This window comes from Natrinema gari JCM 14663 (assembly GCF_000337175.1).
GTDB lineage: Archaea > Halobacteriota > Halobacteria > Halobacteriales > Natrialbaceae > Natrinema > Natrinema gari.
Genome location: NZ_AOIJ01000039.1, coordinates 20790 through 36678, shown reverse-complemented (window position 1 = coordinate 36678; position 15889 = coordinate 20790). Strand labels below are relative to the sequence as shown.

Genomic DNA, 15889 nt, shown 5'->3' with positions numbered 1-15889 from the left:
GCCAAATTGCTATCTATAAGTAACTCCACACCAATGTTGGAATCCTGAATGGCAAATTGTCCGCAACCGTCGTCCGGAACTCGTGGGAAAGTACGAACAACGCGCTGAAGTAGGTGACGGCTCCGACACCGACGAACAGCAAAACGAGGGGTAGAGAGTCATCAACGAAAGTCCGTAGTGAATAAACAACCCCGGCCATGATTCCCGCGGCGAGGGCCTGTTTTCCGATTTCATCGAACGGGATGTCGACGGTGATGACTGTCGAGGCGTAATAGTAGCCAAGCGTTAGACCGAGCGCAGCCGAAAGCGTGGTCGCAACCGCCGCCCCGTACCAGCCGAACTGCCAGGTGAAGGCGAGGTTCAGTACGAGGTTGGCTGCCACGAACACTGCGTTGATCCGAAAAGTGAGATCAGGACGATCGATCGCGTCGAGTGTGGTGAGAAATTGTCTTTGGTAGCCATACAGCAAGCGCGCAAACGTCAACATGAGGAGAATGTAGTACCCTGTATCATACCCTGGACCGTATATCTGTAAAATAATGTCGCCAACCAATGTCCCCCCGACTAAACCCGGGATAATGAAAAGCCCCGCGTAGGCGAGCGCAACGCGGAGTAGTCCGACGACTTCACCGCTGACTCCCTCCTCCGAGGAGAGTTGACTGATCTCCGGAAAGAGCGTTCTACTGATCGATGATCCGAAAATAGCAAACAGCGACGCGAGGTTCCAAGCAATCTCATAAACTGCGATCAGGCTGTTTGAGACGAAGAGCGCGAGGACAAGCGTATCCATCGAAAGGAAGGTCCGTCCTTTCACTGACGCGAGCCACGAGAATTGGGCGTACGACTTGAGGCGGGTGAAGTCCTGGCGGGATGGCAGCGACGGATCAAAAGAAATGAAATACGAACCGATAAGGGCAGCGACGACAGCGCCGATCGCGTATCCAGCGACCGCTCCAGTGACACCGAACCCGGCGATGACGAGGGGTATCTGAACAATGCTCCGACTCGTCAACTCGATCGGCGAAAGAAGACTGGACACGTGGACAAGATGCTGACCGTTGAGGACGGTCCGAACGAAGTTCCCGACTAAGCGAACTGCGAGGAGTCCAATGAGGATTAGTGTCGCGTCAAACCCCATGTACGCGTTCAGGTATGGACTGGCAAGCCAGAGACAGCCGGCAACGATCACGTACAGACCGATCTGTACGATCGCTCCGGCGATGACATAGTTGCCATCGGTGGCTTCGCTCACTCGCTTCTTGATTGCTTGATCAAGGCCGAGATTGCTTGCGATCATAGCCCAAGCCAGTACTGAAATGATGACTACGTACGTGCCGTATCGTGCTTGGCCGAGCGTCCTGGTAAGAACGATAGTGGCGACAAACCCTGAAAACGACACTACCAGCCTCGACAGGAAATCGATCATCGAAGTACGGCCATATCTCATAGTGAATACGCGCTTCTAAGCTACTGATACGATTTTTACCCCTCCTGTATCAATACCTCGGTTCCTACAACAAGTGTCGAATTTCTAACTAATAATTATTGGTGGTAGTGTGTTAAAATCGTCCTATCATCCTAATATTTTCTTTCATCGCCAGCATTGTTTGGAGTAAAGTATCACCATTGAATCTGATCGTCTCCACCCCAACGTCTCCCGATGTCGTATCTTCCCAGTGGCAACCATCCATCAGCGTTCTGACCCTCAAATTCGAATACTGCGGGGCGCTATCTCTCCGTTGGTGTGTGGATCGACAGTGCGTGCTATAGTCGCCAGCTGAAAATCATTGCGCGCTGTGATGGATATTCGATCCGTGAACAATATGCGCTTAGAGGAGGGACCCACGGGAAATGGCAGAAGATCCCGACCCTCGCTCGAGCCTTGCGATCGCCCACTGGGGCGAACACGCAAACGGCGGCGGCGATCGCCTCGCCTGGGAACTCGCTCGCGTCTTCGAGGACGCACCGTTCTACGTCGGGTGGCGCGATGAGTCCATCGAGCCGGCCGATATCGAAGCTGAACAGCTCATCCAGGGCCGGGTACTGAACCGCGCCCTCGAGCGGGGCGGACTGGCGCGGCAGCTCGCACACCTCGTGGGCTGGCAGCTCGCCGAGCCCTTGCGAGAGTACGACGTTCTCGTTACCAGCGGGAACGAGCCGCTATTTTACGTCGCCCCGACCGAACAGACCTGGGTCGCCTACGTCCATCACACGAACCGCAGACAGTCCGACCAGATCAGCGAGGTCGACTCCGCCCGGTTCTCCCGGCTCCGATTGCTCCTTCACTACGCGATCCGGGTCCTGTTCGATCACAACACTCACCGGCCCGACCGCTACGTCGTCAACTCCGAACTCGTCAAGCGCCGCGTCGAGCGCTACTGGGGCGTCCCGAGCGAGAAGATCAGCGTTGTCTACCCGCCCGTCGACACCCACGAATACGACCCGAACGACGAGGAGACCGGCGAGTACTACGTGACCCTCTCGCGGCTGGACTGGCACAAAGACGTCGACGGGATCGTCAAGGCGTTCAACGACCTCGAGAGTCGATTGCTCGTCGCCGGCGACGGCCCGGAACGCGAGCGCCTCGAGCGACTGGCCAGCGACAACGTCGAGTTCCTGGGCTACGTCGACGAGGCCGAGAAACGACGCTTGCTGTCGGGCGCGAAGGCTTTCGTGTTCAATGGCCGCGACGAGGACTTCGGGATCGCTCCGGTCGAGGCGCTGGCGGCCGGCACACCGCTGCTCGGCGTTAAAGAGGGGATGACACAGTTTCAGGTCGTCGACAGGAAGAACGGCTACTCACACACGCGAGCCGGCGAGGCCGGCCCGTCGCTGACCGAGACGGTTCGGCGGTTCGAGACGGAGGGGGTCGACTGGTCGCCGTCGGAGATCGCCGCCTTCGCCGATCGGTTCTCCGTCGACGCGTTCCACGAGGGGATGCGGGCGGCGGTCGATGCGGCCGTCTCGAGCGCCGATATCACGCCATCGTGGTACGAGGAGTACGAGGCCGGCGAATGATCGATCGTGCAGGCTTACGCGCCGCTCGGAGCCTCGCGTTCGTCGGTCAGTTCCGCCCGATCCACTTCGGCAAGTCCATAGAGGTAGCCGAAGCCGACCGCAGCAGTGAACACGAAGATGGTCACGAGCTGTTGGCCCTTCGCACTCGAGGGTCGCCGAACGAGATCCGACAGCCGACTCGGGACGAACTCGAGCAGAAGCTGTTGCAGGTATTCGTTTTTGTCTCCCGACGCCTCTGGTAACAACAGGTCCATGATCCGTTTCGAATACCCCTGCCAGAACGAACGGAACACGAGCCACCGGAAGTCTCCGCGATAGTCGAACAGTTTGTGATGAACCACCGCGTCGGTGTTGTAGATCACGCCTTTCCCGTACGCGTTCGCCATTCTGATGCAGACCGGCGCTTCGTGGGCCTGAATGTGCCGGTCCCCCTTGCGGCCCGTGTTCTCGTCGTATCCGCCGACGTTCAGGAACACGTCTCGCCGGAACGAGATGTTCGAGCCGTACGTGTTCCGCAACTCCGCCATGTGCTCACCCATGCCGCGCTCGTCACAGCCGACGAGCCAGTAGAACTCCGCGGGGAAGAAGTCGGGTTTTTCGGTCACCCAGTCCGCCGCGACGTGACCGCCGACCGCGATCGCGTCCGTCTCGTCGTAGACGCGAGCCAACTCCGCCACCCAGTCGTCCTCGGCGACGGCGTCGTCGTCGATGAACGCGACGACATCCCCGGTCGCGATCTTCGCGCCACGCGTTCGGCTGTAGGAAATCCCTTGGTTTTCGTCGTTACAGTGCAGGACAACGTCATCGAGGCCGCCATAGTCTTCCCGGACTCGCTCGAAAACCGCCTCGTTCCCGTCGACAACCAGGACGACCTCAAGCGGCTCGTAGGTTTGAGCGAGGACGCTGTCGACACACGCCGAAAAGACATCGTAGCGGTCCATCGCGTAGGTACAGACGACGACGGAAACCTTCATTACCGTCGGATTTCGGTGAGTCGAGAATAAGCTTTTTCGTTCGAATGAGGTCGCCGTGACGGCCACGCCGGAGTGAGACGCGCGGTCGAGACGGTTCGAGACCGGGGCTCCAACGGCCGCGTGTATATAATAAGACTTATTCTTGGGTTGGGTCTGGTGCAAGCTAATGAGTACCGACACCGAACGCGTCGAGGACGGGACCGAAGCGACCCTCCTCGAGTCGTTCCGAGATTGGTATCACCTCCCCGTTCTGGGGGTCGTGATGCTGTTTATGGTCTGGTTGCGAACCCAGTCGTACGGCCGGTTCGTCACCGAAGACGGAACGCCCGCGCTGGCGGGCATCGACTCGTGGTATCACTGGCGGACGATCAACTGGACGGCGGAGAACTATCCGCACACGATGCCGTACGAGGCCTGGACCGGGTTCCCGACCGGCACCTACGTCGGCCAGTTCGGAACGCTGTTCGACCAACTCATCGTCACTGTAGCGATGATCGTCGGACTCGGTAATCCGTCGGCCGAAACGCTGTATACGGTCTCACTGCTTTCGATTCCGGTCATGGCCGCGCTCGTGGCGATTCCGGTCTTCTACGCCGGTCGCCGGCTCGGCGGCACGATCGGCGGGATCGTCTCCGTGCTGATTCTTGCTCTTTCCCGGGGCCAGTTCCTGAGTCGATCGACGGTCGGGCAACTCGACCACCACGTCGCCGAGGTCCTGTTTATGGGTCTCGCGGTCCTCGCGATGATGGTCGCGGTCACCGTCGCCGAACGCGAAAAGCCGATCTACGAACTCGTCGCCGATCGAGACTGGAACGCACTCCGAACGCCCGCCATCTACAGCGGGCTGGCGGGACTCGCGCTCACGCTCTACATCTGGATCTGGCCGTCTGCGGTCCTACTGATCGGAATCCTCGCGGTGTTCTTTACCGTCCAGCTCTCGCTCGATTACGTACGCGGGGTCTCGCCGGATCACATCGCATTCGTCGGTGCAGTGAGTCTCGGCGTGACTGCCGTGTTGACCGCACTGCTCATCGAAGCACCGGGGAGTACCGGCTCGACGAGCTTCGGTCTCCTCCAGCCCTTGACCGCCGTCCTCGTGGCTGCTGGCTGTGTCTTCATGGCCTGGCTCGCCCGACAGTGGAACGATCGGCACCTCGACCGCCGATACTATCCCGTCGCGGTCGGTGGACTCATCGCCGCGACGTTCCTGGTAATGTGGCTCGCTCTCCCCGACTTGTTCGATACGATCGTCGGGAACGCGACCCGACGGATGCTTCCCTTCGGCGGGACGACTACCGACATCACCATTCAGGAAGCATCCCCGCCGGAGAACTTCCTGAACCACACGTTCGCCGAGTTCGGGAGCGCGTTCGTCACGATGGTTGCCGGACTGGCGTTCCTCCTGCTTCGTCCCCTTCTGGGCCGCAAGTTCCGCGCCGAACACACGCTCGTCGTCGTCTGGTCGGTGTTCCTGATCAGCATGGCGGCGACCCAGATCCGCTTCTCGTACTACCTCCTCCTCGCGGTCGCGATCGTTAACGCCGCGTTCGTCGCGGAACTCGTCCAACTCTTCAGTCTGGATCTGACGGGCGGTCTCGAGTCGCTGCGATCGGTCGAGACCTATCAAGTCATCGCGATCGCGCTGGTCGTCTTGCTCCTGTTTGCTCCATTGTTGCCGCCGTTGGCAGCCGCAACGGCCTGGGGGCAGGCGGAACAGACCGGGCCACAGTCGAGTTCGATGAAGTGGGAGGGGTCGAACGAGTGGCTCCAGGAGAACACGCCCGCGGTCGGCAACTACGGCGGTGCGGATAACGCTAGTCAGCTCGATTACTACGGCACGTACACCCCCGAGGACGGTGATTACGACTATCCCGACGGGTCGTACGGGGTCATGTCCTGGTGGGACTACGGCCACCTGGTGACGACCCAGGCCGAACGGATCCCCCACTCGAACCCGTTCCAGCAGAACGCGAGGTCGTCGTCGGCGTATCTGACTGCCCAGTCCGAGGAGCGAGCGGAACTGATCCTCGACGGGATCGCCGCCGGCGGCTCCGTCGCGGATAAGTCTTCCGCGGAACTCGAGTCGATCGTGGAAGGGAACGAGACCGACGAGGAGATCCGATACGTCATGATCGACGACGAGATGGCCGGCGGGAAGTTCGGGGCGATCACGCAGTGGTCGGGGCCCGATTACGGCTCGTACGTCGAGAACCAACAGTTCCAGGTCGGTAACGAAACGGTACGGGCACCGACCGTAAACGACAACTACGATAACACGACGATGGCGTCGCTGTACCTCCAAGACGCCGCGCGGATGGAACACTACCGGCTCGTTCACGAAAGCGACGAGTATTCCGTCGTCGGCGGAATGCGGGGACGCGGTGGGCTGTTGCCCCGGAACTCGGTCTCGCTCAGAGGCTCCGGCTGGAGTAACCAGACGCAATCGCTCCAGACGCAACTCGCCGCAGCCCGCAGTAACAACCAGGTGTATCAGGGCCTCGGAACCCCGATGTGGGACGCCCACGTCGTCTCGTCGGTGAAGACCTTCGAGCGCGTCGAGGGTGCAACCATCACCGGGAACATCGACGGCGCGAGCGGAATCGATCCCGAGAACGCGACGGTCAGAGCCGGCGTCCAACTCGAGACCGACACCGGCCGAACGTTCACGTACACGCAGCAGGCCGACCCCGCTGCGGACGGAAGCTTCGAGTTGACCGTGCCGTACGCGACCGACGACGCACTCGGCGTTGACGACGGCTACACCAACAGCAGCGTCGAAGCCACGAGCAACTACACCATCGGCGCGGTGGTTTCGGGCGACGACGGCACGACGCAGTACAACGGCGAGACGGCCGTCTCCGAAACGGCCGTCGTCAACGGCGACACGGTCGATGTCAGTCTCGAGGAAGTCGAGACCGAAGAACAGCCCAGTGGCAACGAGAGCAACGAAACGACCGGCAACGAAACCGCCGACGATGGGACTGCGGACTCGAGCGACGCCGGATCGGCGGACGACGGAACGGCCGAGAACGAATCGGCAGCATCGATCTCCGCGGTTGCGGTCGAGCCGGCCCACTAAGCCGTTGCAAACGCCGCTCGTCGTGACTGACGGTCGGCGGAAAACGTGGTGGTCTTACACGAACGCTCGCTCACTCTCGAGCGAGATACGCGCTGGTGTCGTTCGGCGGATGTTCGTCGAGTCGATCGGTAGCGTCTCCGCAGTACGGGTGTGACGATCTCGTGTCTTCTCGAGTCGCCGCTCGGTCGAGTGGCGACATCAGGTCAGAAATAGGGGCCGAGAGCGGCCGTGAGTCAGCATACCCGCTCTACGACTGCTTCGTGAGCAGTGTGAAAGCACTTTAGTGGCGATTACATCCGCTTCGATAAACCGCCGAAGTGGCGTGTTCGGAGAGCGGTACCGACTCGCGGCAGCGTGGTCGAGGACGAAGACAGGGCCGTGGGCGCGATTTCGACACCGGCGACGATACTGCTGGCGATTCGCTCGCCGGGAGACCGTGACTTCGGGCCCAGTGAGTCATCCTTCAGGCTCGAGATCCGGCGTGTGACCGGTGTCACCGTCCTGTATTGGAGTTCACTTCTGCTATAATAATTCATATATGTAACTATTAGATAAATTTATTTCCAACGGCCACAACCGTTGGAATGCAATGTCCGCGAAAGACAGCATGAAGGACTATCTCGCACAGAACCCACGAATGATCGGCGCGCTGTTCACCATGTTCGTCCTGCTCAGTCAGGCCGGAACGGTGGTTGCAGGAAGTTCGTCCCAAATCGGACCGTAATCGGTCGCTTCGATTCGCGAAAAAGCGTTTGCCGAACGACGCGGTATCGATCCGTTCCTGTTCTCCCGCGATTGATTACTCGAAGATCGGTGACCCGATGCCGTCGTTCCACTGGAGTTCGCTGTCGACCCGAATCGGCACCTCGTTCCAGATGAGATACTCCCGAACGTCGTCCCTGTCAGCCCGCGAGAACGACGTTCGACCGGGGCTCAAGTGACGGTCCGCGACCGTCGGAAGCGTCGATTCCGTCGCCGTTCCCAGTTTGAACTCCTTGGTCGAATACGATTGGACGGCGAAGTCGAACGGATCGCCCTCGTCGCGTTCGAGGTCCACGATCATGGGTGCACCGCCGTCGGACTGTGCGATATCCGCCGATCCGTCACCGACGATCAGGTACTGCTTCCCGAGCGACGAGTGCGTCCGCGCGATTTCGAGCGCGGCCCGGAGTGGGAACCCTCGATTGAGCAACCGAGCCATGGTCTCTCCGGCCTCGACGGCCCGGTCGTTGACGATGTCCGCGTACGTACTGACGCCCCCGAACGCACCCCGACGGGTGAGCGCGAGCCCCTGTTCGTACGATCGACAGGCGTTCAGGAAGAAGACGCCGAGATCGACCGACTCGAGGGAGCGGACGTCGAGTTCGCCGTCGGGGCAGCGAAGTCCGTCCTCGGTCGCGTGACCGATGTAGTGGAAGAAGTCGTAGCCGCCATCGGTAAGCAGGTCGGCGAGACGGTCCGTATCGACGCCGAATTCCGAGTGGATCTCGAACGGTAGGGCCTCTCGGTTCCCGTAGACGTTACCGAGCGCATCGTGTTCGCCGAGCATCCGCGCATCGTTACAGACGAGCAGGATTTCGGTCGACTCGTTTCTGGCGTCGCGGGCGAGCTGATTGCGGTACGCCTCGAGCGTTGCCTTCGAGGCCTGCTGTGGAACGTCGTCGCCGAACCAGGCGTGCTCGACCGATTCGTCAGTGATGTCGGGGACGACGAACGACCGGTCGGGTCGTGGCGTCCGTGACGAATCGCGGGTCCGACTCACGGACCGGGCGAGTCCCGTCGCGCTGCCGGACTCGGGGACCGTTTCGGGCGGGGTTCCGTGTACGTCGCGAACGACGCCGAGTTCGTTGACGATGAACGGTAACAGTTCGACGGTGTCGGGCTCCGGCGGCACGTGTGCGGTCAACGGCCAGCGCGGCATGTGCGACGCCAGTTGGTCGTATGGCACGTCGAGATACCGGTCGAGTCGCTCCGGGAGGGCCGCCGCGTACATCTCCGCGAGATCGTACGGCAATTCGTCCTCGAGCAGCCGCCGTTCGCTGAGTTCGTACCGATAGAACCCCTCAGTTCGCGTCAGACAGTCGAGAAAGAAGAACCGTTTCAGCAGTCTGGCGACCGCGTCTTCGAACGAGTGCTCGGCCGTCAGTGGGTGTTCGAACCGCGGCGTCTCGAGGGTTGGCTCTCGGCCCGGTCGAATCGTTGCCCCAAGGAAGAATCCCAGCGGGGCCGCCTGATAGAGGGCACTGCGTTCCGGTGGCACCGTGAGGATCATGTCGCCGTCCGGTCGGTCGACGGTGTCCGGAATCCGGAGTCGATCCCCGAGTTCGATCAGCGGCGGATGGCCGCGCAGCGTCGGCCACGTCCGCTCGGGCGATGTCGTCTTCAAAGCGGACGGCAGCGCCGACACGGCCTCCATCATCGATTCGATGTCCGGCGGCGTCGTGATCGTCGCCGCCGGTCGGTCGTGTGGCGACCGGGCACCGACTTCGATTTCGGTCGCCTCGTCGAACGTGATCCGGATCGACGTGAGCCCGATATCGATGGTGCCGGCGGCATCGATCCGGCAGTACAGTCTGATCGGGCCGCTCAGTCCGACGAACTGGGTCCGTTCCTCGAGCCGAACCGTCTCTCCGGCGTCGAGGCTCGTTTCGGTTTGCCCGGTGCTGTTGTGAACGGTAACGGAGTACAATTGGTCGAAGACGAGCGCGTCCGTCTCGATAGCGCACTTCTTGTCGATCGGGAAACGGAACCGATCGGGTTCGAGTACGGCCGGCGAAACGGGCGATGGTGTCCCGATGTGAAGGCGGCGTTGTTCGATCGAGTCGTATACCTCGAGCCCGGTCTCGTCCGCCGTCTCAGTGAACTCGATCGTCATACCCGGTTACTACGACCGTTCTCCGGGAGTGACAAAATAGATTGTCCATCTGTCGAGACCCCGCCTCGCGTTCGCGGCCGGGGGGTGCTCACGGCGACTCCCGTCCGATCGGGCTCAATGCTCGGAACGCGATCGTCGGAAACCGAATCGCGACCGTGCTCGGCTGGCGACCGCTACCGTTGTCGGCGGTCGAGAGCGGGAGCCGTTCGATGACGCCGCGGTCGGCGAGTTCGTAGAGGAACCGCTTGACCGTCCCGGCGGTCAGCGACGACCGATCCGCGATCGCGGTCGCGATCTCGCGAATCGACCGCTCGCCCGGCCCGAGATCGACCAGTTCTATCAATACCCGCTGGCGAGTCTTGGACAGCGCAAGCGCTCGACTGACGTGGACGCCGTCGTCGGGCACGTCGGCCCACGCTTGCTCGAGGTGGGTCGGCTCGATCCGGTCCGCGTCGGCCTCGCTCGCGAGGACGGCCGCTCCGAACAGGGCCGCGAGCGCGTCGTGTGCGTTCCCGTCGGCCCAGCCGGCGAGTTCCCGAACGGCGTCGTGATCGAGCACGCCGGCAGCCAGCCCCGTCGAGGCGCGGTCGGTCACGATGTCGACGAGTTCGTGATCGCGGTAGGCGGGAACGGTGACCGTGGGGCCTCGATGGTCGTCGGGCGCTCGCTGTCCAACCGCGACGGTGGCGGTGCAGTCCTCGACCGGTGCCAGCAGTTCGTGGACGCGCTCGGCACCGAGCGTCTCCGGTTCGTCGTGGTGGTCGATCGCGACGATTGCGCGACGATCGGTGCGGGCGAGCCTGTCGGACAGGCGCTCGCGCAAGTCGTCGGTCCCGACGCCGCTTTCGGGGACCCGCTCGCTCGAGATGCCCGAGAGGACGGCCCGGTAGAACGCGAACGGGCTCTCGACGTGGCGGCCGTCGACGGTGACGAACCACGTGACCGGCTCGGTGCTCCCGCCCCGCGTCGTCGTGGCGATCGTCCGGTCCGAGCCGCCGAACTGCTGATTCAACGCGTCGAACAGCGCCGTCACGATCGCGGAGGTGCCCGCTCCCGACGGCCCGACCACCGCGACCGGCGGCGGGAGTTCGCCATCGAAGACCGGCTCGAGCGCGTCGAGGAGTTGCTCCAGGACGGGGCCGCGACCGACCGGCTCCGGCCGGTGGACGACCGGGCTGAGCTGTTCGCGGTCGACGACGACGCGCGAGCCCCGTCGCGCCGATCGTCGACGAGCGATGCGCTCCTGTAGGTCCATTACTGTGCGGCCGCCTCCCGGTCCCCGACGAGCGCCGCCTCGAGCACTTCGAGGGTGTGTGTGATCTCGTAGCCGGTTCCGTGTTCCATCTGCATCGAACAGGTCGGACACTCCGTGAGTCCCGTGTTCGCCTCCGACTCTTCCATGTGGTCGAACATTTCCTCCCCGATTTTCATGGAGGTTTCGTAATTCTCCGCCTTCCAGCCATACGTGCCGGAAATACCCGAACAGGAGTCGCCGACGTCGTGAGCCGCGACGCCGTCGATGGGGGCCAACACTTCCGTCGTCTGACCGTCGAGTCCCTGATTGCGGGCGTGACACGGCGCGTGGTAGGCGAAGTCGTCGAACTCGTCGACGGAAGTCCCCTCGAGTTCGCCTTCGAGGTCCTCGTGAACCCGGAGATACTCGACGGCGTCCCAGGTGTTCTCGGCGACCGCCTCGGTCCCTTCGAAGTCGAACAGTTCGGGGTACTCCTGGCGCAGCGACATCGAACAGGAGCTACAGGAGGCGACGATATCCGCGCCGTCCTCGAGCGCCGCGGCGAGTTCCCGCACGTTCGTCTCGGCCGACCGGCGCGCGTCCTCGAGCATCCCGTTGGCGAACATCGGCGTCCCCGAACAGTGCTGGTCGGGGACCATGATCTCGTAGCCGAAGTGTTCGTAGACGCGGACCAGCGCCTTGGCTACCTCGGGGGTGTTGTAGTTCGAATAGCAGCCATGGAAGTACGCGATCCGCTTGTCGGGATTGTCGACGTTTGCGCCGCCTCGCTTCGCCCACCACTCGCGGAACGTTTCGGTCGCGAACTCGGGGAACTCCCGCTCGCCGGTAATGCCGAGAAGCTTCTCGCCGAGCCACTGGGTCGCCGACAGTCCCATCACGAAGTTCGTCGTCCGCGGGAACATCGATCCCAGCGGGGCGAGCCGGCGGTAGTTCGCGAGGATCCGATTGCGGACGTACTCCCGCGAGAACGTGTTCATCTGTTCCTCGACGTACTCCCCGCGAGCGGTATTGTGCATCTGCGACAGGGGAACGTCGGACGGGCAGGCGCTGTCACAGCGCATGCAGTTCGAGCACTTCATCACGGAGTCGTCGATGTCCTGGTCGTCCTGGCGTTTGAGTCGCCACTGCTCTGGTCCCTGGAACTTCGGGCCGGGGAACTCGTCGTCGACCTCGGCGACTGGACAGTTGGTGTCGCAGGTCGAACACTTATAGCAGTTGTCCGCGCCCGGCCGGAGATCCATCTCCTCGGCTTCAGGGAAGACCTGAATCGGTTCGAACTCGTCGTCGCCCGGTACGCCGTCGTCGGTCGGTTGTTCTGCGTCACTCATGGGAACACGTAGGTCGATCCGTCGCCGTCGCTCGTCTCGGTCGTTCGGTGGTCGATGCCACTCCGCGAGCGGGGTCGGTCGGCCGTCATCGACACCCCTCGGCAGCGCGTCGGCCGGCGACGTAGCCCGTCGCGAGCGAGACGCCGCTGCCGGATTTCTCGGCCGCGAAGTCGTACCCGCCCAGCACCGCACCCGCCGCGTGCAGGTTCGAAAACTCCGGGTCGTCGCCGGCGTCGAGCGGCCTGAGGTCGCGGTCGACCGGCAGGCCGAACCGCGCGTACGGCTGGTCGCCGAAGACATCGTCGACGAACCAGTCGTAGCGGTCCGCCGGCTGCGGGACGTGACAGTCGAAAAGCGGCTCGAACACCCCGTCGCGCTCCGACTGCACCCCCTTCCCGACCAGTCCCCCCGTCGCGAGGACGTACTGGGTCGCACGATGGGGGACCTCGGCCCCGTTGCGATCGACGATGACGCGGTCGATCCGTTCGAGGTCGGTCGCGTTCGTCCCCTCCCCGCCGGTCTCGTAGTCGACGACCGGCACGCCGGTCGTTACCCGGACGCCCGCCGCCTCGAGCGCCTCGTAGAGCATGTCTTCGAGGCGGATGCCGGGCAGGCTCGGCGGCCCCATCGGGACCTCGAAGACGTCGACGCCAAGCCGGTCGCCGAGGTCGGCCCTGACCGCGTCGGCGTGGTCGTCACCGAGCACGGCGGGGAAGCCGACGCGGGACTCCCCCTCGAGATGCGTGCGGACGGTCTCGGCGAGCGCCTCGCGAGCGGTGGTCTCGCCGGCCGGCGTCTCGACAGGTTCGTCGTGATCGAGGAGGTGTGCGTACCGCGTGACCTTCGCGTCGTCCCGGACGATACCGGGGAACCGAACCGTGACGCCACGAGCTCCAAAGGGCGCGCCGGCCGCCTCGAGATGCGATGCCGCGAGCGGGGCCTCGAAATCGGGTAGCGTCTCGAAGCCGACGAGCAGGGCGTCGCGGTCGTCGCTTGCCAGGCCGGCCGCCGTCGAGGTCGGATACCGCGCGGTCGGCTTGACGGTGCCGCCGTGGGTCGGAACGAGCGCGTTCGCGTCGGTGTGCGCGCCGGCGTAGGCGTCGCCGACGATCTCATCGAAGAACGCGAGGGCCTCGCGGACCGCCTCGCTGCCGACGCGTTCGTAGGGGTGGCCCGCGGGGAGGTCGTCGAGGGCCTCGAAGGGGTCCACGAGCGGGCCGTCCCCGGCCGGCGTGTAGCCCAGGATGTCGATCAGTCCGCTGGCGTTGCGAAGCGTGCTCTGTCTGTACGAGACGAGTCGTACCTGCACGTCCCGCTCCGCGGCGGCGAGCGCGGCGGTCGTTCCGGCGAGTCCGCCGCCGACGACGAGGATGTCGTCCTCGATCGCCATTCAGTCGGCCCTCCGGGTCCCGTCGACCCGATCGCTCGCCGGCCGGCCGCCGTCGAACGCCGCGAAGTCGATGTCTCCCGTCGCGCTCGCGGGATCGCGATCGCGGTTCATCGTCGTCGCGTGGAGCGCGTAGTTGAGCATCGCTTGCGAGAGCTGTTCACCCCACAGCGCGTGACGCTCGCCCTTCCAGCGCTCCTGAAAGAGTTCGTCGAGCGCCTCGCGCACCGTCTCCTCGTCGTACGTCGGATGGAGTTCGTTCGCCATGTTCTGGCAGCAGAAGCCGCCCTGGCAGTTGCCCATCGAGGCCCGCGTCCGGATGCGAACCGCGTTCAGGTCCGATCCCGACTGCGAGATCGCGTCCCGAATCTCCGCGCGGGTCACGCCCTCACATTGGCAGATCACCGGGTTCGGGTCGTCCGTCTCAAGCACCTCGCTGGCCCGGCTCCCCAACCGCTGCGTGCTCCGGCGGGCGACCGGGGAGCGCAGCCCGAAGTCGTCCATCCCCGCCTCGAGCGTCTCGATGTTCTCGCTGCCCGGCAGGGGCTCGTCCGCGGTCGAACACGAGGCGGTCACCCCGAGTTTGTCACAGACGTGGTCGGCGATCTCCTCGGCCATCGCCCGGTAAGTGGTGAACTTGCCGCCGACGATGCTGGACATCCCCGCCACGCCGTCGCGGTCGGCGTGATCGAGCAGGAAGAAGTCCCGCGTGATGTCGGTCGGGTCCTGCGTGCCGGTTCCCGGCGGCTCGTAGAGCGGGCGGACGCCCCAGAACGAGCGGATGGTGCGGGCCTCCTCGAGGATCGGGACGAGTTCCGAGAGTGTGTCGATCATCTGGTCGACCTCCCACTGCTCCTCGGGATAGTCGTCGGGATCGGGGACCTCCTCGTCGGTCGTCCCGAGGATCGCCGTCGTCTCGTGGGGGACGATGATGTCGGCGTCGCCCTTCGGCCGGCAACGATTGATGACGGTGTCGACCTGCCGGACGTTCATGATCGTCATGACGCCCTTCGACGGGCGGACCTCGATCTCGAGGTCGGCCATCGCGCCGATCTGGCCGGCCCACGCGCCGGTCGCGTTGACCACGTAGTCCGCGGTGATCTCCTCGGTAGTGCCGGGCGTGGCGTGCGTGCGCTTGCCGGGACCGGACTCGTGGTGCACCTCGACGCCGTAGATGTCGTCGCCGTCGCGCAAGAGGTCGACCACCTCGGCGTGGGTCTCGACCCGCGCGCCGTGGGTCTCGGCGTCGATGGCGTTCGCGACGCAGAGCCGGAACGGGTCGACCGCGCCGTCGGGGACCTCGATCGCGCGCGCTACGTCGTCCGCGAGGTACGGTTCGACCTCGCGGGCTTCCGTGCCCGAAAGCACGCGGGCGGGAATTCCACACTCCCGGCAGCCCTCGAGTTTCTCCTGAAAGTACTCGTCCGAGTCCTCGGGTCGCTGGACGAACAGCCCGCCGGTTTCCTCGACGCAGTGGCCGGCGATCTCCCGAAGGATCTCGTTTTCCTCGATACACTCCGTCGCGCTGGCCTGGTCGGAGACGGCGTACCGCCCGCCGCTGTGCAACAGGCCGTGCATCCGACCGGTCGTTCCGTCCGTGAGGTTCCCCCGCTCGACGAGCGTAACTTCGAGGCCGCGCATCGCCAGATCGCGGGCGATGCCACAGCCGGTCGAGCCACCGCCGAGAACGAGGACCTCGGTATCCCGTGGCATTCTGTCACTACCCTCTACGGACACCTCCATCTTTATTTTATCGGCGATCCGATAACGGCCATAACAATTGACGGGTTTCGAATAGCGCGCGTCTCGATCCGGGTTTGAACGCCCGACGGCTTTGGGGCCGATGTCGCTAACCCGTCGAAAACAGCCATTTCAGATAGTCTGAAAGACGGTCAACATCCCTTCTTATGAAATATGACTTATGAATTTGAAAACATTTATAATGATCGTAGGAGTTGTTTACCAGTAGCACG

At 63.4% G+C, this 15889-nt stretch carries 10 protein-coding genes; 3 read left to right on the top strand and 7 right to left on the bottom strand.

Going from position 1 to position 15889, the window contains the following annotated elements:
• Positions 1–13: 13 nt before the first annotated feature.
• Positions 14–1426: an oligosaccharide flippase family protein gene (locus tag C486_RS05280; RefSeq protein ID WP_008453850.1), complete on the bottom strand. Its 1413-nt coding sequence runs from the start codon at positions 1424–1426 to the stop codon at positions 14–16.
• A gap of 425 nt (positions 1427–1851) precedes the next feature.
• Here C486_RS05280 and C486_RS05275 point away from each other — a divergent pair, with 425 nt between their 5' ends.
• Complete coding sequence (locus tag C486_RS05275) at positions 1852–3018, top strand: glycosyltransferase (protein ID WP_008453848.1); 1167 nt, start codon at positions 1852–1854, stop codon at positions 3016–3018.
• Between the two features lie 14 nt (positions 3019–3032).
• Here the strand turns inward: C486_RS05275 and aglG are convergent, their stop codons facing one another.
• Positions 3033–3992, bottom strand: a complete 960-nt coding sequence (gene aglG, locus C486_RS05270; RefSeq protein WP_008453846.1) for a glucosyl-dolichyl phosphate glucuronosyltransferase — start codon at positions 3990–3992, stop codon at positions 3033–3035.
• Between the two features lie 166 nt (positions 3993–4158).
• Between aglG and C486_RS05265 the strand changes: the two genes are divergently transcribed.
• Both C486_RS05265 and C486_RS22570 read left to right on the top strand, forming a co-directional pair.
• A complete protein-coding gene (locus C486_RS05265) occupies positions 4159–7071 on the top strand; it encodes an oligosaccharyl transferase, archaeosortase A system-associated (protein ID WP_008453844.1) in 2913 nt (970 codons plus the stop codon).
• A gap of 589 nt (positions 7072–7660) precedes the next feature.
• The gene (locus C486_RS22570; protein ID WP_007108947.1) at positions 7661–7795 is read left to right on the top strand and encodes a DUF7503 family protein; all 135 of its coding nucleotides are present in this window, start codon (positions 7661–7663) and stop codon (positions 7793–7795) included.
• A 75-nt stretch (positions 7796–7870) separates the two neighbouring features.
• Here C486_RS22570 and C486_RS05260 read toward each other — a convergent pair whose 3' ends face one another.
• The 5 genes from C486_RS05260 to glpA all read right to left on the bottom strand — a co-directional run bounded on the left by C486_RS05260 (position 7871) and on the right by glpA (position 15629).
• A complete protein-coding gene (locus C486_RS05260; protein ID WP_008453837.1) occupies positions 7871–9946 on the bottom strand; it encodes a hypothetical protein in 2076 nt (691 codons plus the stop codon).
• Between the two features lie 88 nt (positions 9947–10034).
• Complete coding sequence (locus C486_RS05255; protein ID WP_008453835.1) at positions 10035–11201, bottom strand: Cdc6/Cdc18 family protein; 1167 nt, start codon at positions 11199–11201, stop codon at positions 10035–10037.
• The gene (locus tag C486_RS05250; protein WP_008453833.1) at positions 11201–12529 is read right to left on the bottom strand and encodes an anaerobic glycerol-3-phosphate dehydrogenase subunit C; all 1329 of its coding nucleotides are present in this window, start codon (positions 12527–12529) and stop codon (positions 11201–11203) included. Before C486_RS05250 ends, C486_RS05255 begins: the two co-directional genes overlap by 1 nt.
• An 85-nt stretch (positions 12530–12614) precedes the next feature.
• Positions 12615–13919, bottom strand: a complete 1305-nt coding sequence (gene glpB, locus C486_RS05245) for a glycerol-3-phosphate dehydrogenase subunit GlpB (protein ID WP_008453831.1) — start codon at positions 13917–13919, stop codon at positions 12615–12617.
• Complete coding sequence (glpA, locus tag C486_RS05240) at positions 13920–15629, bottom strand: anaerobic glycerol-3-phosphate dehydrogenase subunit GlpA (protein ID WP_008453829.1); 1710 nt, start codon at positions 15627–15629, stop codon at positions 13920–13922.
• Positions 15630–15889 lie beyond the last annotated feature (260 nt).

Excerpts from the sequence above, each read along its gene's own strand:
- C486_RS05260 (WP_008453837.1), bottom strand. The coding sequence starts at position 9,946 with ATGACGATCGAGTTCACTGAGACGGCGGACGAGACCGGGCTCGAGGTA.
- glpB (WP_008453831.1), bottom strand. The coding sequence starts at position 13,919 with ATGGCGATCGAGGACGACATCCTCGTCGTCGGCGGCGGACTCGCCGGA.
- C486_RS05265 (WP_008453844.1), top strand. The coding sequence starts at position 4,159 with ATGAGTACCGACACCGAACGCGTCGAGGACGGGACCGAAGCGACCCTC.
- C486_RS05280 (WP_008453850.1), bottom strand. The coding sequence starts at position 1,426 with ATGATCGATTTCCTGTCGAGGCTGGTAGTGTCGTTTTCAGGGTTTGTC.
- aglG (WP_008453846.1), bottom strand. The coding sequence starts at position 3,992 with ATGAAGGTTTCCGTCGTCGTCTGTACCTACGCGATGGACCGCTACGAT.
- C486_RS05275 (WP_008453848.1), top strand. The coding sequence starts at position 1,852 with ATGGCAGAAGATCCCGACCCTCGCTCGAGCCTTGCGATCGCCCACTGG.
- glpA (WP_008453829.1), bottom strand. The coding sequence starts at position 15,629 with ATGCCACGGGATACCGAGGTCCTCGTTCTCGGCGGTGGCTCGACCGGC.
- C486_RS22570 (WP_007108947.1), top strand. The coding sequence starts at position 7,661 with ATGTCCGCGAAAGACAGCATGAAGGACTATCTCGCACAGAACCCACGA.
- C486_RS05255 (WP_008453835.1), bottom strand. The coding sequence starts at position 11,201 with ATGGACCTACAGGAGCGCATCGCTCGTCGACGATCGGCGCGACGGGGC.
- C486_RS05250 (WP_008453833.1), bottom strand. The coding sequence starts at position 12,529 with ATGAGTGACGCAGAACAACCGACCGACGACGGCGTACCGGGCGACGAC.